The organism is Capnocytophaga catalasegens, assembly GCF_026005215.1.
GTDB lineage: Bacteria > Bacteroidota > Bacteroidia > Flavobacteriales > Flavobacteriaceae > Capnocytophaga > Capnocytophaga catalasegens.
Window position 1 is genome coordinate 22,538 of the sequence record NZ_BPMA01000032.1, and the last position, 22,616, is coordinate 45,153.

Annotated in this window: 18 protein-coding genes; 9 read left to right on the top strand and 9 right to left on the bottom strand. The window is 32.8% G+C overall.

Annotation, left to right across the window (positions count from 1 at the left end):
• Window positions 1-169: 169 nt before the first annotated feature.
• The 3 genes from OO775_RS09590 to OO775_RS09600 form a co-directional block, all read right to left on the bottom strand.
• Window positions 170-709, bottom strand: a complete 540-nt coding sequence (locus OO775_RS09590) for a leucine-rich repeat domain-containing protein (protein WP_264846864.1) — start codon at window positions 707-709, stop codon at window positions 170-172.
• Between the two features lie 10 nt (window positions 710-719).
• Window positions 720-1,229: a leucine-rich repeat domain-containing protein gene (locus tag OO775_RS09595; protein ID WP_264846865.1), complete on the bottom strand. Its 510-nt coding sequence runs from the start codon at window positions 1,227-1,229 to the stop codon at window positions 720-722.
• A gap of 201 nt (window positions 1,230-1,430) precedes the next feature.
• Window positions 1,431-2,150, bottom strand: coding sequence for a FadR/GntR family transcriptional regulator (locus tag OO775_RS09600; RefSeq protein ID WP_264846866.1), 720 nt, complete (start codon window positions 2,148-2,150; stop codon window positions 1,431-1,433).
• 115 nt (window positions 2,151-2,265) lie between these two features.
• Here OO775_RS09600 and OO775_RS09605 point away from each other — a divergent pair, with 115 nt between their 5' ends.
• Window positions 2,266-3,837, top strand: a complete 1,572-nt coding sequence (locus OO775_RS09605; RefSeq protein WP_264846867.1) for a sialidase family protein — start codon at window positions 2,266-2,268, stop codon at window positions 3,835-3,837.
• A gap of 124 nt (window positions 3,838-3,961) precedes the next feature.
• Here OO775_RS09605 and OO775_RS09610 read toward each other — a convergent pair whose 3' ends face one another.
• The 5 genes from OO775_RS09610 to OO775_RS09630 all read right to left on the bottom strand — a co-directional run bounded on the left by OO775_RS09610 (window position 3,962) and on the right by OO775_RS09630 (window position 12,351).
• The gene (locus tag OO775_RS09610; protein ID WP_264846868.1) at window positions 3,962-5,377 is read right to left on the bottom strand and encodes a DUF4419 domain-containing protein; all 1,416 of its coding nucleotides are present in this window, start codon (window positions 5,375-5,377) and stop codon (window positions 3,962-3,964) included.
• Between the two features lie 72 nt (window positions 5,378-5,449).
• Window positions 5,450-7,153 (bottom strand): beta-N-acetylhexosaminidase, encoded by a 1,704-nt coding sequence (locus OO775_RS09615; protein WP_264846869.1) that lies wholly within the window; start codon window positions 7,151-7,153, stop codon window positions 5,450-5,452.
• 43 nt (window positions 7,154-7,196) lie between these two features.
• Window positions 7,197-7,958 carry a hypothetical protein gene (locus tag OO775_RS09620; RefSeq protein WP_264846870.1) on the bottom strand — a complete coding sequence of 254 codons (762 nt, stop codon included), beginning with the start codon at window positions 7,956-7,958 and terminating at the stop codon, window positions 7,197-7,199.
• A gap of 544 nt (window positions 7,959-8,502) precedes the next feature.
• Window positions 8,503-9,249: a DUF6261 family protein gene (locus OO775_RS09625; protein ID WP_264846871.1), complete on the bottom strand. Its 747-nt coding sequence runs from the start codon at window positions 9,247-9,249 to the stop codon at window positions 8,503-8,505.
• Between the two features lie 1,530 nt (window positions 9,250-10,779).
• Complete coding sequence (locus tag OO775_RS09630) at window positions 10,780-12,351, bottom strand: M81 family metallopeptidase (RefSeq protein WP_264846872.1); 1,572 nt, start codon at window positions 12,349-12,351, stop codon at window positions 10,780-10,782.
• Between the two features lie 168 nt (window positions 12,352-12,519).
• Here OO775_RS09630 and radA point away from each other — a divergent pair, with 168 nt between their 5' ends.
• The 8 genes from radA (at window position 12,520) to OO775_RS09670 (ending at window position 21,373) form a co-directional block, all read left to right on the top strand.
• The gene (gene radA / locus OO775_RS09635) at window positions 12,520-13,887 is read left to right on the top strand and encodes a DNA repair protein RadA (RefSeq protein WP_264846873.1); all 1,368 of its coding nucleotides are present in this window, start codon (window positions 12,520-12,522) and stop codon (window positions 13,885-13,887) included.
• A gap of 137 nt (window positions 13,888-14,024) precedes the next feature.
• Entirely contained in the window at window positions 14,025-15,545 is a 1,521-nt protein-coding gene (purH, locus tag OO775_RS09640) for a bifunctional phosphoribosylaminoimidazolecarboxamide formyltransferase/IMP cyclohydrolase (RefSeq protein WP_264846874.1), read from the top strand.
• Window positions 15,546-15,768: 223 nt separating this feature from the next.
• Window positions 15,769-16,797 (top strand): rod shape-determining protein, encoded by a 1,029-nt coding sequence (locus tag OO775_RS09645; protein WP_264846882.1) that lies wholly within the window; start codon window positions 15,769-15,771, stop codon window positions 16,795-16,797.
• A gap of 6 nt (window positions 16,798-16,803) precedes the next feature.
• The gene (gene mreC / locus OO775_RS09650) at window positions 16,804-17,640 is read left to right on the top strand and encodes a rod shape-determining protein MreC (RefSeq protein WP_264846875.1); all 837 of its coding nucleotides are present in this window, start codon (window positions 16,804-16,806) and stop codon (window positions 17,638-17,640) included.
• Window positions 17,633-18,136, top strand: coding sequence for a rod shape-determining protein MreD (locus OO775_RS09655; RefSeq protein ID WP_264846876.1), 504 nt, complete (start codon window positions 17,633-17,635; stop codon window positions 18,134-18,136). The genes mreC and OO775_RS09655 overlap by 8 nt, the downstream gene beginning before the upstream one ends.
• A gap of 39 nt (window positions 18,137-18,175) precedes the next feature.
• A complete protein-coding gene (locus OO775_RS09660) occupies window positions 18,176-19,411 on the top strand; it encodes a BaiN/RdsA family NAD(P)/FAD-dependent oxidoreductase (protein ID WP_264846877.1) in 1,236 nt (411 codons plus the stop codon).
• A 504-nt stretch (window positions 19,412-19,915) separates the two neighbouring features.
• The gene (locus OO775_RS09665; protein WP_264846878.1) at window positions 19,916-20,632 is read left to right on the top strand and encodes a porin family protein; all 717 of its coding nucleotides are present in this window, start codon (window positions 19,916-19,918) and stop codon (window positions 20,630-20,632) included.
• A 60-nt stretch (window positions 20,633-20,692) separates the two neighbouring features.
• Window positions 20,693-21,373, top strand: coding sequence for an outer membrane beta-barrel protein (locus tag OO775_RS09670; RefSeq protein WP_264846879.1), 681 nt, complete (start codon window positions 20,693-20,695; stop codon window positions 21,371-21,373).
• A 102-nt stretch (window positions 21,374-21,475) separates the two neighbouring features.
• Here the strand turns inward: OO775_RS09670 and OO775_RS09675 are convergent, their stop codons facing one another.
• Window positions 21,476-22,495: a quinone-dependent dihydroorotate dehydrogenase gene (locus OO775_RS09675; protein WP_264846880.1), complete on the bottom strand. Its 1,020-nt coding sequence runs from the start codon at window positions 22,493-22,495 to the stop codon at window positions 21,476-21,478.
• Between the last annotated feature and the right edge of the window lie 121 nt (window positions 22,496-22,616).

Sequence of the window (22,616 nt, forward strand, 5' to 3'; positions counted from 1 at the left end):
TAGGATTAGGATTGTTAGGATTGTTTCCTTGATTATTGTTTTTTCCTTCGTATTCTTGTATGTTTATAGCGTTGGAGGGATATTCTTTTGAACAACTCACCAGATTTCCTACTATAAGAGTAAGAGAACATATATGTAAAATTATTTTTTTCATACTATTTTTGTTTAATTAGTTGCAAGTTATGTTGAAAGAAGCTGTATCGTCTTTTAGCCAGTTATCTTTATACGTTTTAGAGAATACTAATTGATTATTATTTACTTTTATGCAAACAAGATTTGGATTATTAGTAGCATCAAACTTTGCCTGAGCATAATTTAATCCTGTATTATTTGAAATGTCCAATTTAGTCAATTTGTTCTGACTTAAATTTATATTATTTAATAAGCTATTTTTCAAAGTAACCGAAGTTAGATTGTTTTTTGAAACGTTAATAGTTTCTAAATTAGTGAATTTTTCTAATCCGTCAAGGTCAGTAAGTCCTTTGTTAGAAAGGTCTAAAGTTTCAATGTTACCCACTTCAGAGTCGTCTAATTGACCATTTGCATTTTTATCGTATGTTTTTAGTGCATAGGTCATAAAAGAAGTTGCTTCTGGTTGTGCTGTATTGTTGGGAGGAGTATTGAGATTGTTATTTTCCTCTTTTTTACAGCTTATCAAAATATTTCCAAAAAGAGCTATGGTACATAGCGTTATAATTATTTTTTTCATTGTTTTTAATTTAATTACAATTCACACTAAACTGAGCTGTATCATCTTTTAGCCAATTTTGTCTAAATGCTTTGGTTGCTCCTAATTGGTTACGTGAACTTACTTTGATACATTTTAAGTTCGGATTTTGCCGAGCATTAAATTTAGCATAGCCACCTGTTAAATTTTCGCATTCTGCAATATTCAATTGAGTGAGTTTGTTATTACTCAAATTCACTTCTATCAGAATTTTGTTTGTTAAAGTAACAACAGAAAGGTTGTTGTTTGAAGCATTCAAAATTTCCAGATTTGTTAATTTCTCAATTCCTTTTAAGTCAGAAAGCCCTTTGTTAGAGCAGTTCAGAGAGATAATATCAACAAGTTCTTCCTCTTCAAGAAGTTTGTTTCCATTTTTATCGTATCCTGCATCTAATAGAAAACGTTCAAAACTACTTTGTGAAGTATTTTGTGTCTTTTGTGCCCAAGTAGATAACCCTAATGCCATTGTAATAAGTAGGGTAATAGCTGTTATTTTTTTCATAATGAAATTAATTTTTATATTTATGGGGCAAAGAAACAATTTTTTATTTTCATAAACAATTTTTTTAATGTTTTTTTTCAAAGAATAAAATAAAAAAAGATAAATAATTTTCAAAATATCAGCAAATACAACGAAAGCCCTAAGTAACATACTTGGTTTTTGTTACTTAGAGCTTTGATGTAATTGTTACATAAAGAGCTATTATTTATGTGACATAGCTCGGTCAAAGTGTGGCGTTAGATGTTCGCGCATTAGTTCTCGGAAAGAGGTTGGTGTACCTATTTTTAGTTCGTTCAGAAGGTCTTTGTGAGTTACTTCCTTCCGTCCATTGGGGGTAAAACTTACATTATCGGTTTTACTAATGTTATGTACATACTCAAAGATAGGTAGTAGCACATTTTGGAATTTGTGCAAGAGTTCATTCCCCGCCATTTCGTAAAGTTTCCCATGGAATTGGATTTCGTCTTCAAGACTGAAAAAAGAACTATCACAACGTTTTTCTTGTGAATTTATAACTATTTCTTCCAATTCTTGCATTTGTTTTTCTGTTTTGCGTGCAAAGATAAAATCAACCATACCTACTTCAAGAATTAAACGAAACTCGAAGAGGTAAGCCAACATTTTTTCGTCCATAATGGCAGGGTCGAGCATCCTTTCAAAGTTATTAACCAAATCAGGTTTGGTAAGTATCATTCCTCTATGTTTTTTCGACTCAATAAGCCCCAATGTACGTAACCGAAGCATTGCTTCACGAACAGCAGTTCTACTTACATTCAATGATTCGGCAAATTCCATTTCTTTAGGGAGTGAATCACCAGGTTGTAGCCCATTTTCTTTAATGTATCGGATAATCCGTCTTTCTACTCGATCTACTAGTGAAACATTCTCTATCGGTTTTAGCATTTTATCATCTGTTTTCATTATGATTTTTAGTTTAAAAATTCATTACTGCAAAGGTAATAAAAAAAGTTTTTTAATGTACTACATAACTTTATTTTTTTTATCTTTGCACAAAAATTTTTAATAATCAAATGCTATGAACTACAAAATTATTCTTTTAGCTACTATTTTAGGATTTATAAGTTCTTGTAAATCTGTAATGTATGTGGATTTATCTTCAGTAGAGGCACAGCAACCTAAAATGCCTCTTCTTACTGAAAAACAAAATGTTTTGGCGCAGATAGGTCTCCATTTTCCGCAAGAAAAAAATATTTCGCAGGTATCAGTGCATCTTGAATCAACAATGAAAAATCTTGATTTGAGCCAAGTGTTTATTTATTTTGGTAAGAATAAAAATGACAAAGAAAAGGTACTTTTCGGGGAAAATGTAGTTACAAGCAATACAATTTCTGTCAAAGGAAACATAGCTGTAAAAGATACAACTTTTGTTTGGGTTGTGGCAAAGACGGTTACAAATCCTAATTTATTAAACAAAGTCAAAGTAAAGGCTGTTGAGTTTATGTCGGGGAAAGAACGCCTCTCAATTTCGCAATTTGAAAATCCAGCTCAACGTTTTGGTATTTCTGTTCGAGTAAAAAAGCAAGATAACGTAGATTGTTATCGCATTCCGGGACTGACAACAACTAACAAAGGAACGCTTATTGCTGTTTATGATAATCGATATAATAATTGTAAAGATTTGCAAGAAAATATTGATATAGGAATGAGTAGAAGCACAGATGGGGGACAAACTTGGGAGCCTATGAAAGTAATTATGGATATGAAACAATGGGGCGGGGTAAGCCAAGAACTTAATGGTATAGGTGACCCTGCTGTTTTGGTCGATAAAAAGACAGGAACTATATGGGTTGCAGCTCTTTGGCTACACGGACATACTAAAAATCAAATGGCGTGGTGGGCTTCGAAACCCGGTATGACACCACAACAAACAGGTCAATTGATGCTTGTAAATAGTACAGATGATGGCGTTACGTGGAGCGACCCTGTTAATATTACTTTGCAGACCAAAAATCCTGAATGGTATTTATTCTTCAATGGTCCAGGGAGTGGAATTAGCCTCCAAGATGGGACAATTATGTTTGCAGCACAATACAAAGATGACAAACAAGTTCCTCACTCAACACTTATATATAGTAAAGATCACGGGAAGACTTGGCACACAGGTACGGGAGCTAAATCGCACACCACCGAAGCCCAAGTAGTGCAACTTAGCAATGGAAATATAATGCTTAATATGCGCGATGATAGAAACCGAACAAACTATGAACTGAGCGACCAATACCATGGACGTTCGGTGGCAGTAACTTCTGACTTGGGACAAACTTGGAATGAACATTCGTCTTCACGTGTCGCATTGGTTGAACCCAATTGTATGGCAAGTATTATAGCCTATAAAGATAAGCAAGGCAAACAATATTTGTTCTTTTCAAATCCCGCTGATGCTCGTAAGCGAATCAATATGACACTTAAAGTCAGTGATGATGAAGGACTTACTTGGGATAAACTTCCTCAGGTGCCATTTTATAGTGATGAATGTTTTGGGTACTCTTGTTTGTCCCTTATTGACAATAAATATATTGGCATTCTCTACGAAGGAGCGGGCGATTTATATTTCCAGAAAATACCTATCAGCGAATTGATAAAATAATTTCTCGAACGTTTTAATTTAGTAAGAAAATGCATTTTATTTAAATATTTTAAAGTTTAAACAAAGCAGCGAGCAGAAAAACACTGCTCGCTGACTTTTTTTTATAAAGATAATAAGGATACTTTTATTTTCCTTGATTATTTATCATAGTATTTCTATTGATTATAAGCAAATCAATATGTTTGAACCAGTCAATAATCTTTTTTTGCTCTTGCTCTGAAATTTTACCTTTGATAGTCAATTTTTTTATTTCTATATCTTTCATCCATTCAGGAATGAATACTTCTGTATTGAAATATAAACTAAGAGATTCAATCTTAGTCATTTTCTGTAATATTTCAGGTACTTTATCTACAGAAAGGATAATTCCAAAGGAATCATTATTTCTTTTAAGCTCTTCAAGATGCATTTTCTGTTCTACATCTTTTTTCTTTATCATCCAGCCAATTTTTGGTGTCAATGTAAAGTTATTGGCATCTTGTTCCAGCCCGATAAAGCCCGCCCAAAGTTCGAGAGGTGTTTCAGTGGTTCGAATACCGTCAGTTTGAATGTAACGGACATCAACCTTTACAATTTCATCGGGCAAATTATCTCCGCCAGTAAGTTCTTTCAGATTGTTACGCTTCCCTGTTTTGTCATAAGGGAAAAACTTCACTATCCAACCGTCAATGATTTTCGGAGCGCCATATTTCTCCTGGCTATGATACTTAAACATATTCTGCCAGAACCTTTTGTCTACTTTTCCTTGGGAAGCCTTTACGAATTCTTTCAAAAGTGGCTCTATTTCGTCAATCCACCATTTTAGGTCATATTGTCTAAGGCTCTGAGCTTTGTTAAGTACTTTCTTCCAATCCTCAGTTGTACCCCGAAGCGTAATCTCTGGTATTCCACAGACGATATGCATTACCACATATTCAAAGTAAGGCTTTAAAGCCTCCATAACTGTGATATGAGATGCCATCTTTTCGGTTGCTGTGGTGGTAGAAAAGTCCGATGTGAGGTTATCTATAAGTTTTTGACCTGTGATAGAGGCTATTTGCTCTGAAAACTTAGGAAAAATCGCTTCCCAATCCGATGTATTGGCTGAAAGTAAATCATTTTTCGTTGTAATGATTAAAGATTTTCTCCCTTCAAAATTTACAAAGTACGAACGATACTTTTCAGGGGCAGATGCTATATGATGAGCAAAACCCTGACTAATAAGCAGCCAAATCATATCGGGCGAAAGTACAAACGGACGATGATTGGCATAAGCCGAATACATTCCATAAAAGAAAGAATTGTATCCGAAAGTAACCAAACTATCAGAAACTTGACTGGTAGCTATTATACCATAATCAATATTCAAACTATCTCTTTTTACGCTGTTTAATGATGTTTTAATTTCTTTCAATATAAGTTCCTTAAAAACAGCATCTGGCGATTTCAAAGAGAGTAAATAGTCAGGTTTCGATAGTTTTTCTACTTCAAAAGTAATTCCTTGTCCAAATATCACAAATGAACACAAAAAGAATACTATTAAAAAGTATCTATTTTTCATACTGAAATGAAATATAAATAAAAAAAGAAACCAATCAGCAAGTAGTATTTCCTTTGCTGATTGGTCAGGGGCTTATTTACCTTCCTCGAAAATATGTTTCGCATAATTGACGTTCATCTTATCTAAAATAGAACGAATGGAAGGAATACGTTGTTTGAATTCGTCATAATTCTTTTGAGCTACGGGTGTCCATTGCACTTCTGATAGTGCCGTCATTCGTGGAAGCACCATATATTCGGCTTGTTCGGGCGAATGGATATACTCTGTCCATAAGTTAGCCTGTACTCCCCAGATAAGTTGAGCTTGTTCAGGGGTAAACTCTGCCGGAATAGGGTCATACGAATATACTTTTTCCACAGTAGTTAAACAACAAATACTTAAATAAGGTTGTTTTGTATCGGCATCTACCTGATTTTGATAATGGTCAAAATAACAATATCCACCAGGTGTCATAATGGCTTTATGACCTGCTTTTGCCGCTGTCAAGCCACCTTCCACGCCTCGCCAACTCATTACAGTAGCGTTTGGCGCCAATCCGCCTTCCAGTATTTCATCCCAACCAATAATTTGTCTACCTTTTCCGTTAAGAAATTGCTCAACACGTGTGATGAAGTAGCTTTGGAGCTTTTCTTCTTTGGTATGTTTCTTACCATCTACCGGATTGGGCTCTGTATCATCTGTTAAGCCCAATTGCTTGATGACTTCTTGTGCCTGAGCCGATTTTTTCCATTCCGTTTTGGGTGCTTCATCTCCCCCGATATGAATATACTCGCTCGGGAAGATTTCTAACACTTCTGTAAATACATCTTCCAAAAACTGGAACGTTTCTTCCTTCGGAGCTAATATTTGGTCAAAAACACCCCACCATTTGGCTACCTCATAAGGACCTGTCCCATTTCCGAGCTCAGGATACGCCGCCAAAGCTGCAAGCATATGACCTGGCAGGTCGATTTCGGGAATTACAGTAATATGACGTTCGGCAGCATACTTTACGATTTCCTTTGCTTCTTCTTGAGTATAGAAACCTCCGTATCGCTTTCCATCACCTTTGAAGGTCGCTCCCTCGTAGGCATACGGGAAGTTTTTACCTATGGCAGTCTCAGAACGCCACGCACCTACTTCGGTGAGTTTCGGATACTTCTTGATTTCCAATCGCCAGCCTTGGTCTTCTGTCAAGTGCCAGTGAAAGCGGTTCATTTTGTGCATCGCAAGTAAATCGATGTACTTCTTGATAAATTCTAACGGAAACATATGTCGCCCGACGTCCAAATGCATACCACGATAGGCAAATCGAGGTTCATCTTCGATAGTTGCACTCGGAACTACATAGTCTTTTTTTCCGTTATCAGTAGTTACTTCCGTGATAAGCTGGCGCAAAGTTTGCAGTCCATAGAATACACCTTGTGCCGTTTTTCCGCTAACTTTTATCAGCTTCGGGCTACTTTTTATAGTGTATCCTTCTTCACTGGCTATCTTAGGGTCTATTTCTAATACAATTCCTTCTTCTGAACCGCTACCTTTGAATACATTTACTTTCAAATTGGTTTGTAAAGCGATATAATCTTTCAAGAATTCGGCTTCTTTAACCAAAGAGGCATCAGCATAGATTGTTGTTTTGTCATTTAATAAAAAACGACCCTTTTGAGCTTCTAATTTCTGTGGAAGTGGAACAATTTTGTAATCACTTGCCACATTCTGAGTTTGTGTATATGGATTTTTCTCCGAACACGAACTCAATGCAAAAGCCAAAATAATGGCTACCATACATTTTTTCATATCTGTTAATTTTTATATTGATTATCCTTATATTTTGTTTTTTTTAATGTGTTAGTATTTTTCCTGATTGAGATAATATATTTTTTGTACCTTTCATAACTTCAAGTGTAGAGTCAGGGGCATTACCTGAATGTATTAAATGTATTGATACAATATAAGTATAAATTCCGTTCAAGAAAGTAAATGAATGATTGCCACCACTCCCGTCATACTCTATAGTTCCTTTATTTAGAATAATATCAGGTTTTGAGGCTTCATTTTGATTAGTTTTCCAAGAAGTGTATCTATATTTTCCGTTAGATAATTCATCAATTCGAATAAGGTACTTTTCAGTTTGAATACGATACATAGGATTTTTAAAATTCCTCAAAGAAGGGTATAAAGCTAACTTTTGTTTATTTATTAGTCTTTTTCTTAACTGAATTTCTTTTTCTGTTTCATAGTTTATAGCAATTATATTTTCACCATCACCATCTAACCATATCAAGCCATTGTCAAGCATAATTCCACGCCAACCTACCTCTGACCATTGCTCAATTTTGGAATTAGCAATTTGTTTAATTAAAGTTGGGTCAAATATTTCATCAAATTGTTGTTTAAATTCGGTTTGATTTTTAATATTAGGAATAGGTGTTTTTCGTTGCAAAGGATATTGAATTTTTTCTGAAATCTTATCAATATCTATTTCATTGAATAACTTTATTAGTTGATTGATATTTTCTATTTGCTCTTTATTGAATGTGTTATTTTGAGCATATCCATATAAAATTAAAAAGAATATTGACAAAAAGAATATGTTTTTCATTAGTTTATATTTTTACTTTTCTTTGAATTTCTAAATAATTTATTTTATAAAAAGGCTCATTTCTATATAATCTTGTTTTATATGTGTTTATACTATGTATTATTATTATCATTTATTATTCCGTATTTCTAAAAAGTATCTCATAAGAGAGAGTAAATATTAAAATAGATTACTTGTTTATCTTTTCTATTTATTTAGTAATTCAACTTGATTATTGTATAAAATAGTGAAGTACTACTATTATAATCTTTGATATAATATATTCAAATAGGCATTTTTTTATTTTATAATAATTAAAAAAGATTACTAAGATTACAAAAAATGACTAAAAAGTCATAGAAAATAGTATTTATGAGCTAATTTTTTTATCAATAACCTAAAATAATAGCTTTTAAAAGTTATTTTTTATAATTTTTTTCAAATTAGAGCCTCACCATTATATATTTATAAAAAATAATATAAAAGTGAGGCAAGTTAAAAAATGTTTCTATTTAATTTGTGATATAAATTCTAAAAACGAACCATAATATATACATATATAGTACTATTCTGCCTCTTTCTTTTCTTCTTTTTTAGATAAACGCCTTGATAAGATAGTATCTGCAAAGTATTTGCGTCCGTTGTTGAAAACTTCAAGGGTTTCCGTATAAAAAGGCTCTTGAGTCATCTGAGATAGAGCAAGAACATAATTTACTAACTTTCTGTAAGACTCAGTAAGCTCTTTTCGTAGCTTTTTGACATCGTAAGAAGGCTTTTGAAGGGTTTCGAAAGAGCGTTTTGAAAAAATTTCTTTAAAAGCAGTATTCGAATTGGTCAAACGAACTACAAAGCGCTCAATTCCAAGTTCATCAATATGCTTTTTGTAAGTTGAACTTTTCAGACGTTCAAGCAAATTGTTCAATCGAGTTGTCTGCACCTCATAACTATCATTCTCTACTCCTTTATATTCAGAAAGAAGTAAATGTAATGCCGTGTATGCCTCTAATTCAGATGCATGCAAGCTGGTTCGGAAAGGTTTCAAAGAGTTTTTAAGTGATTTGAAGTCAGCATCGCGAAGTGCATCTGCCTTTACTACTTTGGTAGAGTCTTCACTGGTACGAACTTGGTCTAATCCAGCATTATATATAGCTAATTGTGATTTAATCGTTTCAAATGAAGTTTTAAAAATCGTGTCGGTATCTATAGGCAACGACGTTTTTGAAAAATCATTGAAAAAACGTTGAATAAGTGATGAAAACTCAGCATTATGTAAGCGAGCTACATCCAAGTTGGCAAGTTTTATTTTCCCCATATAAAAAAATATTTAAAAAATAGAGTTATTACATATCAATTTGCTAAAAAAAGTAGCTCGGTGTTATATAGTATACTTAAATAGCCGAGCTACCGAAAATAAAGACGCTAACTAAAATAAATACATGATAACAAAATCGCTTTTAAATAGCATGTTTTCTTTTTTCAATTCGAAATAAGATCTCTTTTTAGATTGATTTTATTTTTTAACCTTAATCAGCTCCTTTTTTATAAATTTTTATTTTAGATAACTTTAATCAGTTGCTTTTTAAAGATTTTGTTTGCTAATTGATTAAAATTAGTTGCTTTTTATTGCAAAATAAAATAATTTATTTCTGTCGAGTTGCTTTTTGAGTAGAAATAAACCTACTCTCTATTGATGAGCCACTTTTTATTGTAAAAAAAAATTATATTTTCTTGCCGAGCTACTTTTTGGCGTGAAATGATTTTATTTTGTTACATCAAGTAACTTATTATGTTTTTATTTTTTCATAGAGCTTTAATCAGTTCCTTTTTAGGTGCTTTTTGTTTTTTATCTTTGATAAAGAGATGACTTATTTAGTGCAAAGATACTAAATTTTTAGTAAAAACAAACTTTTTAAAGTTATTTTATTTTAAAAAATTCTGACAAGCTACTTTTCAGGGAAAAAATACCTAATTTTATATCAAAAATAAACTATTTTTAATAAATTATGTTATAATTACCTTTCTTTTCTTCTACATACTATTTATGATATTCTTTATATGCCGAAAAGATACTATTTTAAAGTAAATCAAAATCAATTTTTAAAATATCTGTACGAATTTCTATGCAATTTGTTCTATTGGGTATATATTTTATATATCTGTCTAGAATAAAAGTTATTTGATTATATATTTTATATTTTTAATCTTTATAACTACGAATAGAAGCTACATTTTCCCATTTTATAAATATTGGTTTTGAAAAAGTGTTATCTCATACCCCTTCTTTAGTTACAATAATTGCTGTCTTCCTATATAGCCTATGTATCAATTTAAATGATATAAAAACAGAAGACAATAATACTAACACTAAAAGTATTCTTTGCCATAGCTCAATTGAGGATAGTAATACCCCCGAACCAAATAGAAAGATTACAAAAAGTGAAACAATTAATAAAAGAATTATATTAAATTTCTTAAAAGGTACTTTTAGAATATAATCAGCTATATTTCCCATTATTCTGATACTTTTTGAAGCTGATAGTGTTTATTTTTAATTGTTTATATGTTAAATAAAGATATTTTATTTGTATGACCTATATAATATACTTCAAATGGGGTCAAATTATTCTATAAATACTTAAAAAGAAACTTTGTATAGTTATTAAAAATTGAATAGGAGTATAATGTAAAATATAAAAATTCTTAATTATAAAAAATAACTTTTTTATTGACTCAATCAAGTAATAACAAATAATTATAGCCCAAAAATACAAAAAGATTTTCAATACAAAAGGTATACCTGGAAAATTCTGAAAGAGCATAGGGAACTCTTTTTTATGTAAATTTACAATTTCGTAACTGCTGGTTCATTTGCCAATGGAACAAAACGAGCTTTCAAGTTAGGGGTAGGCATATCAGGGTCTAACGGATACATCGGACGCTGGATACCTTTGTAAGGCAAACGCAACAAATCTTGATCGACTCCACCTGGAGTTAATGCCATTACCCAACCTTTACGCATATTATACAATTCGGGAACTAAGTAACCAATTTTCACTACTATAATATCCGTTTCACGGGGATTTAAACCTACTTCTGTAAAATAACGCTCAAGGTGATATGCTTTCCGTTTTTCAGTGATAATCACAGAGATAGAACCACTTTTCACCACTACAATTGTATTATTTTTTTCGTCTTTTTCAATAGCTGTAATCGTTCCTGCCACTTGCACAGGTGGAGCATAACGGTCATCAACTCGTGCTCCGGCCAACGCATTTATTTTTCCGCCTACACCAATTTCTACGGCTTTTTTCACAAATTCAGCATCGGGAATAGATGCGTAAATTACACTTTTTCCGTTTTCCGATTTGAATTCAGGATGTTTAAAAAGTTCGGTAAGTGTCCAGGTAACATCACCAGCTCCTCCTGCCGTTGGGTTATCTCCCATATCACTGATAATGAATGGCTTCTCAGTACTTGTTAAGGCTTGCGAAAGACATTCAGGTAAGTAAGCCGTAGGAGCTACAAATTCAAATTTATCGCGAACGTCCCAAAAATGTTTTGCCAAAGTTTCGGCAGCCTTACCCACAACTTCTTTGTCGTCTCCATAAGTCATCACAACTCCGTGATTACGAGGTTCATCAGCCCAAGGGTATGACATCCAAATAGAAGCATCAATCACTTTATCGCCATCAATGAGACTTGGAATTTGTCCGTAAAGGCTTTTCGCAGGTTCGATACGAGTACTTGTTTTTTCGCCTGGAAGCAAAATAGGTACGGGAATCCACGCTTTGTAAGCAGGTTTTCCTTTGCCACTTTCTACACGATCGATAAGGTTTACCAAAGCACGTTTTTTGGAAATCATCGCATCTTCGTGTGGAGCAAGTCGGTAGCAAGTAATCATATCAATGTTTTGTGCCAATCGTGGCGAAACACTTCCGTGCAAATCCATACACGAAGAAACAAGCACTTCATTTCCAATAACTTTACGGATACGAACGATTAAATCTCCTTCTGGGTCTTCCAATCCTTGAACACTCATCGCCCCGTGAATATCAAAGAAAAGTCCATCAATAGGCAAAGATGCTTTGAGCATTTCAAGGGTTTTCGTTACCATTTTTTCATAAACTTCGCGTTTTACGATTCCCCCTGGCATAGCGTGCGAACGCAGCGTTGGCACCCACTCGGCACGTTGTACAACCCCTGAATCTGGAACAAAAAAGTTGTAATACGAAAAAATACTATCGCCAATGCATAACGGAAAGGCATCTTCATCAGATATAGCAGGCGAAAAGGTACTTGATTCAATAGCTATCCCTGCAATAGCAATACGTGGAAGCTTTTTCTCTACTTTTGGTGAACACCCAACAAAGTAAAGCAACCCTAACACAAACATTGTTTTTGTTATATGTCTCATAACTATAAAATTTGGGTTAATAATAGCACAAAGGTAGGAAAAAACTTTATAAATAAAAAGGATTCTGAAATTAAACAAAGGCATAAAAGTTGTATTTATAAAAATATTTTTTGATACCAAACTTCGTAGTACTAATAAAAAGCTGTATTTTTGTGCAAAAATTATAAAATGGCAAAAGTAAAAACATCTTTTTTCTGTCAGAATTGTGGAACGCAATACAGCAAATGGCAAGGACAATGCTACGCTTGTAAGCAGTGGAATACCATTGTTGAAGAACTTGTACAAAAAGAAGTAAAAACACCTCAATGGGAAACAGAAACGTTATCGATAAGAAAACGAGTGGCTACCTATTTGCCTTTACACGAAATTAGTTCCGATAAGGAAATTCGTATGGATAGTGGAGATAAGGAATTTAATAATGTATTAGGGGGAGGCATTGTTCCAGGGTCGGTTACTCTCTTGGGTGGAGAACCAGGTATTGGTAAGAGTACGCTTTTGTTACAAATAGCACTGAGATTGCCATACAAAACCTTGTATGTTTCAGGAGAAGAAAGCCAAAAACAAATAAAAATGCGAGGGGAACGTATTTTGTCAGCTCAAAGTAATTGTTATATACTTACTGAAACCAAAACTCAAAATATTTTCCAACAAATTAAAGAACTGCAACCTGAAATCTTGATTATAGATTCAATACAAACGCTACATTCTGATTATATTGAAGCTTCGGCAGGAAGTATTTCGCAAATTAGAGAATGTACAGCCGAGCTTATCAAATATGCCAAACAATCGGGCGTACCTGTTATTTTAATAGGGCATATAACCAAAGATGGAAATATCGCAGGCCCCAAAATTTTGGAACATATGGTTGATACCGTTTTGCAGTTTGAAGGAGATAGAAATCATATTTTTCGTATTCTTAGAGCGTTAAAAAATCGATTTGGTTCTACCTCTGAATTGGGAATTTATGAAATGTTAGGTTCGGGACTTCGAGAAGTGAATAATCCGTCTGAAATTTTGATTTCTAAAACAGAAGAAAATCTCAGTGGAACAGCCATTGTTGCAACTTTGGAAGGAATGCGCCCGTTGATGGTTGAAATACAGGCACTTGTAAGTTCAGCTGTATATGGAACTCCCCAGCGAAGCACTACCGGATTTAATGTCAAGCGGCTTAATATGCTTTTGGCTGTTTTGGAAAAAAGAGCAGGTTTTCGATTGGGTTCCAAAGACGTTTTTTTGAATATTACAGGAGGAATCAGTATTGATGACCCTGCAACTGATTTGGGAGTTACCATAGCTATTTTGTCTTCCAATGAAGATATCGCTATTGATAAAACTACATGTTTTGCTGCCGAGGTGGGGCTTGGTGGCGAAATACGTCCTGTACAACGTGTCGAACAACGTATTTCAGAAGCTGAAAAATTGGGTTTTCATCGTATATTTATTTCCAAATATAGCAAACTTTCTTCAAATCGTTTTGGAATAGAAATTGTAAAATGTGCCAAAATTGAAGAAGTCATAGAACATTTGTTTGGTTAAAAATAAAACAAGTAGAGATGCAAAGCATTATGTCTTAACAAAATCTAAGTTTCAAATTTCAAATATTTGAATTTTGTTTCTTGAATTTTGTTTTTTACCTTTGCGCAAAATTTAAAACCTAGTTTATTGTAGTATTTATGGAACTCAAACAAGCACATTCTGCGTTAATTTCTGTGTATAACAAAGATGGATTAGAACCAATTGTTCGCAAAATGAATGATTTAGGATTTGTTATATATTCAACAGGTGGTACTGAAACATTTATCAAAAATTTAGGTATTGAAATTATTCCTGTTGAAACAATTACACAATATCCGTCTATTTTGGGAGGACGTGTTAAAACATTACATCCTAAGATATTTGGAGGCATTCTTAATCGTCAAGACTTTCCTGAAGATCTTGCCCAAATAAAACAATACGAAATTCCGCAAATTGATATTGTAATTGTCGATTTGTATCCGTTTGAAAAAACACGAAAAGAAGGAGCATCAGAGCAAGAAATTATTGAAAAAATTGATATTGGAGGAGTTTCGCTTATTCGAGCAGCTGCTAAAAATTACAAAGATGTATTGTGTATTTCTTCCATTGCAGAATATCCAAAATTATTACAAATATTGACAGAAAATGATGGAAAAACGAGCCTTTCTGAACGAAAATCGTTTGCTACACGAGCCTTTATGAATACCTCACATTATGATACAGCTATTTTTGATTATTTCAACCAAACTGAAATAAATCAGCAGTTTTCTGAAAAAAAACAAGAACTTCGATATGGAGAAAATCCACATCAGAAAGGTGTTTTTTGTGGAGATTTGGAAGCAATGTTTGATAAGCTTCATGGTAAAGAACTCTCTTACAATAACTTACTTGATGTTGATGCAGCGGTTAATTTGATTGCTGAATTTAAGAACGATGCTCCAACATTTGCTATTTTAAAACATAACAATGCATGTGGAGTAGCTACACGAGCTACTTTGAAAGAGGCTTATTTAACAGCCTTGTCTTGCGACCCTGTTTCTGCTTTTGGAGGTGTTCTTATTGCCAACGCTCCGATTGATAGTGAAACTGCACAAGAAATTAAATCGCTTTTCTGTGAAGTTGTTATTGCTCCCGATTATCAGCAAAATGCTTTGGAAATACTTCAAAACAAGAAAAATCGGATCATTTTACGTATAAAAAATAATAATTTACCACAAAAAACTACTCGAACTTGTTTAAATGGTCTTTTAGAACAAGAAAAAGATTACAAAACGGATAGTTTAGAAGATATTTTGGTTGTAACTAATGAAAAACCAACTCAAATGGCATTGGAAGATTTGCTTTTTGCTTCCAAAATATGCAAACATACTAAATCCAATGCAATTGTATTGGCTAAAAATAAACAATTATTAGCCTCGGGGACAGGGCAAACTAGCCGAGTAGATGCTTTAAAACAAGCCATTAAAAAAGCTCACGAATTTAATTTTGATTTGAAAAATGCAGTAATGGCAAGTGATGCCTTTTTTCCATTTCCAGATTGTGTAGAAATTGCTTACAAAGAGGGGGTTGCTTCAGTTATTCAACCAGGTGGTTCTATCAAAGATGAATTAAGTATTGCTTATTGTAATGAACATAAAATAGCAATGGTTTTTACAGGTATTCGTCATTTTAAGCATTAGACTTTGTTTTTATCATAGTTTTTGAGGCTATTCTTTTAAAGAATAGCTTCTTTTTTATCAAAAAATGATAATTTTACCCAAAAAATAATTTTATTCTCGTTAAAATATTTTTTTGTAATAATTTTTTTTGTTACCTTTGGGCGCTTAAAATAATAAAATACGAAATACACAATCATTATAACCTAATATAATGATTGTAAATAATTTATATCAACTTACTATTATGGGATTTTTTGATTTCTTAACTGAAGAAATAGCAATCGACTTAGGAACTGCCAATACCTTAATTATTCACAATGACAAAGTTGTGGTTGATAGCCCATCAATTGTTGCCAAAGACCGAACAAATAATAAAATTATCGCCGTTGGGAAAGAGGCACAAATGATGCAAGGTAAAACTCACGAAAATATTAAGACAATTCGCCCTTTGAAAGATGGAGTTATTGCTGATTTTGACGCATCAGAACAAATGATTAACATATTGATTAAGAGTATTCCAGGGTTGAATCGACGATTTTTCTCTCCATCACTTAAGATTGTAGTATGTATTCCTTCAGGAATTACTGAAGTTGAAATGCGTGCAGTACGTGAATCATGCGAACGTGTTAATGGAAAAGAAATATTCTTGATACACGAACCGATGGCCGCAGCTATTGGGATTGGCTTAGATATTATGCAGCCCAAAGGAAATATGATTATTGATATAGGAGGAGGTACTGCCGAAATTGCTATTATTGCTTTGGGAGGAATTGTATGTGATAAATCTGTTAAAATTGCAGGAGATGTTTTTACAGATGATATTATCTATTATATGCGAACACAGCATAACTTGTATATAGGAGAAACCACTGCTGAAACTATTAAAATTACGATTGGTTCTGCTATTGAAGAACTGGATATTCCACCAGAAGATATGATGGTGCAAGGACGTGATTTGCTCTCAGGGAAACCGAAACAAGTACAAATTTCGTATCGTGAAGTAGCCAAAGCTCTTGATAAATCAATCTTACGTATAGAAGAAGCTATTATGGAAACACTCTCTCAGACACCACCCGAATTAGCTGCCGATATTTATAACACAGGAATTTATATGGCAGGAGGAGGTTCAATGCTTCGTGGGCTTGATAAACGTATATCGATGCGTACTGACTTGCCCGTATATGTAGCAGAAGATCCATTGCGAGCTGTAGTTCGTGGAACAGGAATTACACTGAAAAATATTCAAAAATTCAAAACGATTTTAATTAAATAACTATAAATGAGGCAAATAATTATATTTTTTAGACGGCAGAAAGATTTTTTTATCTTTTTGTTTCTTTTTGGTATATCATTTGCCTTAATTTTTAAAGCTAATTCGTATCAAAATTCGAGATATTTGCATTCTGCCAATTTTATTTCAGGACATTTTTATTCATTTTCAGATGCAATTGAACAATATTTTTCATTGAAAAATCAGAATCAGATTTTAGTTGAAGAAAATAAGCAATTACATCAGCAAATACTTGATTTTCAGAAATTAAAAATAGATTCAATTGATACAAAAACCGAAGTTTCTTTTTCTCCTAACAAATACAAAGTTCTTCGTGCTGAAGTAATCAAAAATAGCATCAATCTTTCTAAGAATTATTTGTTGATAAACAAAGGAGTTAATGATTCTGTAATGCAAGATATGGGAGTTATTTCACCCAAAGGCATTGTAGGAATTATTGATAAAACTTCCAAAAGATTTGCTTCGGTGCAATCAGTCCTAAACACACGTTCTCGTCTTAGTGTAGCTCTTAAAAATACAGCTCATTACGGAACTCTGCGTTGGGAAGATAAACAATTGAATATTGTACAGATGACTGATATTCCAAATGTTGCACCAGTAAAAGTAGGAGATACAATTGTTACTGACGGAAGGTCAAGTATTTTTCCAAAAGGAATTCCAGTAGGGAGTGTTAAGGATTTTAAAATCAATCCATTAGATAATTCTTTAATATTGAATATACAACTTTTTACTGATATGGCAAGAATACAACATGTTTATATTATTCAGAATAAAGATCAAGCAGAAATCCGTGAATTAGAAGAGCAAACACAAGAAAATGAATGAAATAAGATACATAGGACAGCTTTTATTTTTGTTGATAATCCAAGTATTTTTATTAAATCAAATAAATTTCTTAGGATTTGCTAACCCAATGGTATATTTGCTATTCTTCTTGATTTTTCCATATCAAGAAAGTAATATTCCACTGTTATTTCTGGCATTTTTTTCAGGAATTATTATAGATGCTTTCTCAGATACTGGGGGAATTTATACAGCGGCGACTTTGGTTCTCGTACAGATAAGACCTATGCTAATTCAGTTGTTATTCGGTAAAAATTTTGAATATCAGTCCATTGAACTTTTACAACAATCCGTGTATATTCGTTGGACTTATGTTGTATTGCTTATACTTATTTATTATATTACATTTTATTTGTTAGAAATATTCAATTTTCATCATATAGTACTTACCTTACAGCGAATAATCGTTTCTACATTTATCACTTCAATTATTTGTGTGATTTGTCTTTATATTTTTGATACGAAAAAGGAAAGATAATCGGAGTTTATTTTTTTGTACAACGAAAAAGATTCAAAAATGTTTGATATACTTATAATTGGCGGTGGAGCGGCTGGCTTTTTCACAGCAATCAATTGTGCAGACAAGCGTCCGGAACTAAAAATAGCAATATTAGAAAAAGGAAAAGAAGTACTCGCAAAAGTACGTATATCAGGAGGTGGTCGGTGTAACGTTACCCATGCCGAATTTATCCCTCAGAATTTAGTAAAGAATTACCCACGCGGGGAAAAAGAACTGCTAAGTCCATTTCATCGATTTATGTGCGGAGATGTAATGGAATGGTTTGAAAACAGAGGAGTTCCACTCAAAACAGAAGCCGACGGACGTGTATTCCCTGCCTCCGACTCTTCAAAATCTATAATCGATTGTTTCTTACGAGAAATTAAGCAAAAAAACATTGAACTGCTGACCTCCCAGAATGTAATTTCATTCCAAAAAGAAGCAAATCATTGGCAAGTAACCACTTCCGACACTACATTTCATACAAAAAACCTTATCGTTACAACGGGAAGCAACCCAAAAATATGGAATCTGTTAGCCAAATTAGGACATACCATTGTTTCTCCCGTGCCGTCGTTGTTCACTTTCAATACTTCCGATGATTTTATAAGGAATATGGCTGGAATATCGACAATCGCTGAAGTTTCTCTATATAATACAGACAATAAACCACTAAAAATCAAAAACATTGCTCCCTTGCTCATTACCCATTGGGGATTTAGTGGTCCTGCTGTACTAAAATTATCTGCTTGGGGTGCAAGAATATTAGCGGAGCATCAATATCAATGTATATTATCGGTAAATTGGTTAGCAGATTATGATAAAATACCTCATCAAGAGGACATTTTGCAACATTTACAAGAGGTAAAACAACAGCAACCTAAGAAAATGCTTCAAAATTCGCAGTTTTTTGATTTGCCGAAACGCTTATGGCTTCGATTATTGGGCAAATCAGGATTGCAACCCGCTATGATATGGGCAGAATTAGGGAAATCACACTTGCTAACCCTATCAGAAGTATTGACAAAGTCGCAATTTAGGATTGACGGCAAATCTATTTTTAAAGAGGAATTTGTAACAGCAGGTGGCGTATCACTTTCCGAGATAAATTTCAAAACCTTTGAAAGTAAATTACTACCAAATTTGTATTTAGCAGGAGAAGTTATCGATGTCGATGCTATCACCGGAGGATTTAACTTTCAAAATGCTTGGACAGGCGGCTATTTAATATCAGAAGCATTAGCTAACAAATAATTTTTCTACATTCCGAACTTCGGACATCACAAATAAAAACAAAATAATCTTATCCGAAGTTCGGACAATCAAAAGTAAAACAGAATACCACTCTCCGAACTTCGGACTATATAAAATAAAATATAAATCTACCCTCCGAACTTCGGACGATAAAAAAACAAAGAAAAAATGTATGGAAAATATTGTTTTCTATTTAAAAATTATAATTATTTACGTATCTCCATTATCACCAATAAAGGAGTATAACTACTAATTTTTACAGGCAAAATATGAAAATATACAATATACAATTAAAAATCAAATAGTTATATTTTTGTTTTTGATAAATTATTACAAAAAAATCATTTATTACACTAAACGGACATACAAATAATTATTATATCATTAAGATTTAATCAGGAATGAATATTGATATTTGCAGTGAAAAAAAATTATCATTTCATTAACATAAAAAAATGGAAAAAATGTATATATTTGCCCCAAATTATATAATAACATATTAAAATGAAAAAAATTTTATTTTTAATGGTAGCAACTTGTTTTGGAGTTGCAAATGCACAAGTGAAATATGGCATTAAGGCTGGCTATAACGCTTCAAACATTGTTGTTACAACGCCTCTAACAAGCGCCAAAATTGTTTTAGGAACGAAATCAGGCTTTCATGCAGGAGGTTTTGTTGAATACAATGTGGCTAACAATTTGTTTTTACAAGGTGAAGTACTTTACAATTCATTAGGAACAAGAATTAAGTACGACATCAACGAAATTCCAAAGAATTTTAACGGAGAACCTATTTTTGAATTAGACTCCAATGCTTCTGCCTTAACTAAAGGGAAAGTTACACTTAACATTCATAATATTACAATTCCTATTTCTTTGAAATATACTTTTGATAGATTTTCTATTTTCGGTGGATTTGGTGTGAATTTTGTTGCAGGTGTTAAACTAAAAGGAGAGGGAACTCTTGGTGGAAAAGAAATAGATCTTGTTGATGAATTCAAAAAAAACACAGATATGATAGAAATCGACTTGGATAGCGAAATCAAAAAACAACTAACAACTAATTTTTCAGCACATTTAGGGGCTGAATATATGTTTACTGATAATATTTTTATGGATGTTCGCTACAATTTTGGCATTTCATCTATTAACAAAAATTATACAGATTTTGCTCGAGTTAGACAAAGATATTTCCAAGTAGGAGTAGGATATAGATTTTAAAAATTATTTATCTTTGATAAAATCAAGGTTGCATTTTTCGCAACCTTTTTTCTTTATTTTATGCGTATTTTTTTATTCTTAGTATTTCCTTTTTTTAGTAGTTTTGCTCAACAACCCCCTAGAAAATTTCTTGTTGTTGGACTAACGGCATCTACACTAACGGCAAGTTCTTCTAAAATTGCTAATTTGCAAATAGTTTCAGGTGTTGAACAAGGTTTTTTTATCGCAGGTGGAAAAGATTTTTCACTCTCAGAAGAATTTGATTTCCAACTACGATTAAAAATTTCAGAAACAGGTGGGAAAATTGAAAATTCTACATTTTATATAAAAGAAAAATTTTCAACAGAGATTGAAAAATATCGGAATGCAACTCTAAAAGCAGAAGTATATCAGATTGGCTTTGAAGCTAATATCTCACACAAGATAAAGTTTTTAAAAATTTTTACAGGTTTGCAACCTTCATTTATTTTCTTTGGGACATACAAAGAAAAAGGTGTAAAAAAAGAAGACACTTTACCTGGTCCTATTCCACCACCACCTGACCAATCTACTCTTTTGGTTGATTATAACTTATTAAACCTGTGCGGACAAGGAGGGGCTTCTATTCAGGTTTCAGAACATTTTTTTATTGATATAAGTTATCATTTCACAATAAATAATAATGTTCTTTTAAAATATGAAAATATGAAAATAAATATTAAACAGAACTTTCTGCAAATAGGGCTTGGGTATTATTTTTAAAAAAATATTGGTTGATAATTAGAGCTTTGTATAGTGGTCTTTTACCTCTCTTTTATATAATAGTTTCGTGAAATCTTCTAAAATTATAGAGATAAAAGAGAGCTACCTTCGTTTTAGAATAGCTTTATTTATTTTACGAATAAGTTTTGGACCTTCATAAATAAATCCGGTATAGAGTTGTATAAGTGTTGCTCCAGCATCTAATTTTTCAAGTGCATCTTTAGCATTATGTATACCTCCAACCCCAATTATGGGAAAAGATTTCTGACTTTTTTCAGATAAAAAGCGAATGACTTGTGTAGAGCGATGAGTCAGAGGTTTTCCGCTTAGTCCGCCTGTTTCGGTTTGTTCTGGCGAAATAAGTTTTTCGCGGGCGATAGTTGTATTGGTTGCAATAACACCAGCTATTTTGGTCTGATTGACAATTTCAATAATGTCCAAAAGTTGTTCATCAGTAAGGTCAGGTGCTATTTTAAGTAAAATAGGTTTTGGTTTTGGTTTCTGTTGATTATTTTTTTGTAAAGTTTCAAGTAGATTTTTCAGAGGTTCTTTCTCTTGCAAGGTTCTGAGATTAGGTGTATTAGGTGAGCTTACATTAACCACAAAATAATCTACATAATCATACAGTGCCTCAAAGCAAATTAGGTAGTCATCAGTTGCCTTTTCATTAGGAGTTAGTTTATTTTTGCCAATATTTCCACCAATAATAACATTTGTATTGAAGCGTAATTGACGGACAGCTTCTGCAACACCTTTGTTGTTAAATCCCATTCGATTTATAATTCCTTTGTCATCTTTTAGACGAAAAAGCCGTTTTTTAGGATTCCCTTCTTGGGGTTTAGGAGTGATAGTTCCGATTTCTATAAAACCGAACCCAAAACAAGAAAGTTCTTTATAAAGTTCAGCATTTTTGTCTAAACCAGCAGCTAATCCTACCGGGTTTGGGAATTTTATTCCGAAAACTTCTCGTTGTAAATCAGGGTGTTGTATCTGAAATTTTTTCCGAATATAATCAGAAATCCAAGCTATTTTATGTGCTTTTTTCAGAAACCAAAATGTGAAATTATGTATTTTTTCAGGATCAAATAGGAATAAAATTGGGCGAATAAAACTCTTATACATATTCTTTTTTGGGCAAATTTAGTTCTTTTTCTTGAAAAAACAATTGTATATCCGTAATTAAAAATAATTTTGTATATTTGCCTCAAAATCAATAGTTATGAATATTTTCAGTTTCATGGCG

What these genes read in the sequence shown, in the direction of transcription:
- OO775_RS09590 (WP_264846864.1), bottom strand. Translation starts at nt 709, where the DNA reads ATGAAAAAAATAATTATAACGCTATGTACCATAGCTCTTTTTGGAAAT.
- OO775_RS09595 (WP_264846865.1), bottom strand. Translation starts at nt 1,229, where the DNA reads ATGAAAAAAATAACAGCTATTACCCTACTTATTACAATGGCATTAGGG.
- OO775_RS09600 (WP_264846866.1), bottom strand. Translation starts at nt 2,150, where the DNA reads ATGAAAACAGATGATAAAATGCTAAAACCGATAGAGAATGTTTCACTA.
- OO775_RS09605 (WP_264846867.1), top strand. Translation starts at nt 2,266, where the DNA reads ATGAACTACAAAATTATTCTTTTAGCTACTATTTTAGGATTTATAAGT.
- OO775_RS09610 (WP_264846868.1), bottom strand. Translation starts at nt 5,377, where the DNA reads ATGAAAAATAGATACTTTTTAATAGTATTCTTTTTGTGTTCATTTGTG.
- OO775_RS09615 (WP_264846869.1), bottom strand. Translation starts at nt 7,153, where the DNA reads ATGAAAAAATGTATGGTAGCCATTATTTTGGCTTTTGCATTGAGTTCG.
- OO775_RS09620 (WP_264846870.1), bottom strand. Translation starts at nt 7,958, where the DNA reads ATGAAAAACATATTCTTTTTGTCAATATTCTTTTTAATTTTATATGGA.
- OO775_RS09625 (WP_264846871.1), bottom strand. Translation starts at nt 9,249, where the DNA reads ATGGGGAAAATAAAACTTGCCAACTTGGATGTAGCTCGCTTACATAAT.
- OO775_RS09630 (WP_264846872.1), bottom strand. Translation starts at nt 12,351, where the DNA reads ATGAGACATATAACAAAAACAATGTTTGTGTTAGGGTTGCTTTACTTT.
- radA (WP_264846873.1), top strand. Translation starts at nt 12,520, where the DNA reads ATGGCAAAAGTAAAAACATCTTTTTTCTGTCAGAATTGTGGAACGCAA.
- purH (WP_264846874.1), top strand. Translation starts at nt 14,025, where the DNA reads ATGGAACTCAAACAAGCACATTCTGCGTTAATTTCTGTGTATAACAAA.
- OO775_RS09645 (WP_264846882.1), top strand. Translation starts at nt 15,769, where the DNA reads ATGGGATTTTTTGATTTCTTAACTGAAGAAATAGCAATCGACTTAGGA.
- mreC (WP_264846875.1), top strand. Translation starts at nt 16,804, where the DNA reads ATGAGGCAAATAATTATATTTTTTAGACGGCAGAAAGATTTTTTTATC.
- OO775_RS09655 (WP_264846876.1), top strand. Translation starts at nt 17,633, where the DNA reads ATGAATGAAATAAGATACATAGGACAGCTTTTATTTTTGTTGATAATC.
- OO775_RS09660 (WP_264846877.1), top strand. Translation starts at nt 18,176, where the DNA reads ATGTTTGATATACTTATAATTGGCGGTGGAGCGGCTGGCTTTTTCACA.
- OO775_RS09665 (WP_264846878.1), top strand. Translation starts at nt 19,916, where the DNA reads ATGAAAAAAATTTTATTTTTAATGGTAGCAACTTGTTTTGGAGTTGCA.
- OO775_RS09670 (WP_264846879.1), top strand. Translation starts at nt 20,693, where the DNA reads ATGCGTATTTTTTTATTCTTAGTATTTCCTTTTTTTAGTAGTTTTGCT.
- OO775_RS09675 (WP_264846880.1), bottom strand. Translation starts at nt 22,495, where the DNA reads ATGTATAAGAGTTTTATTCGCCCAATTTTATTCCTATTTGATCCTGAA.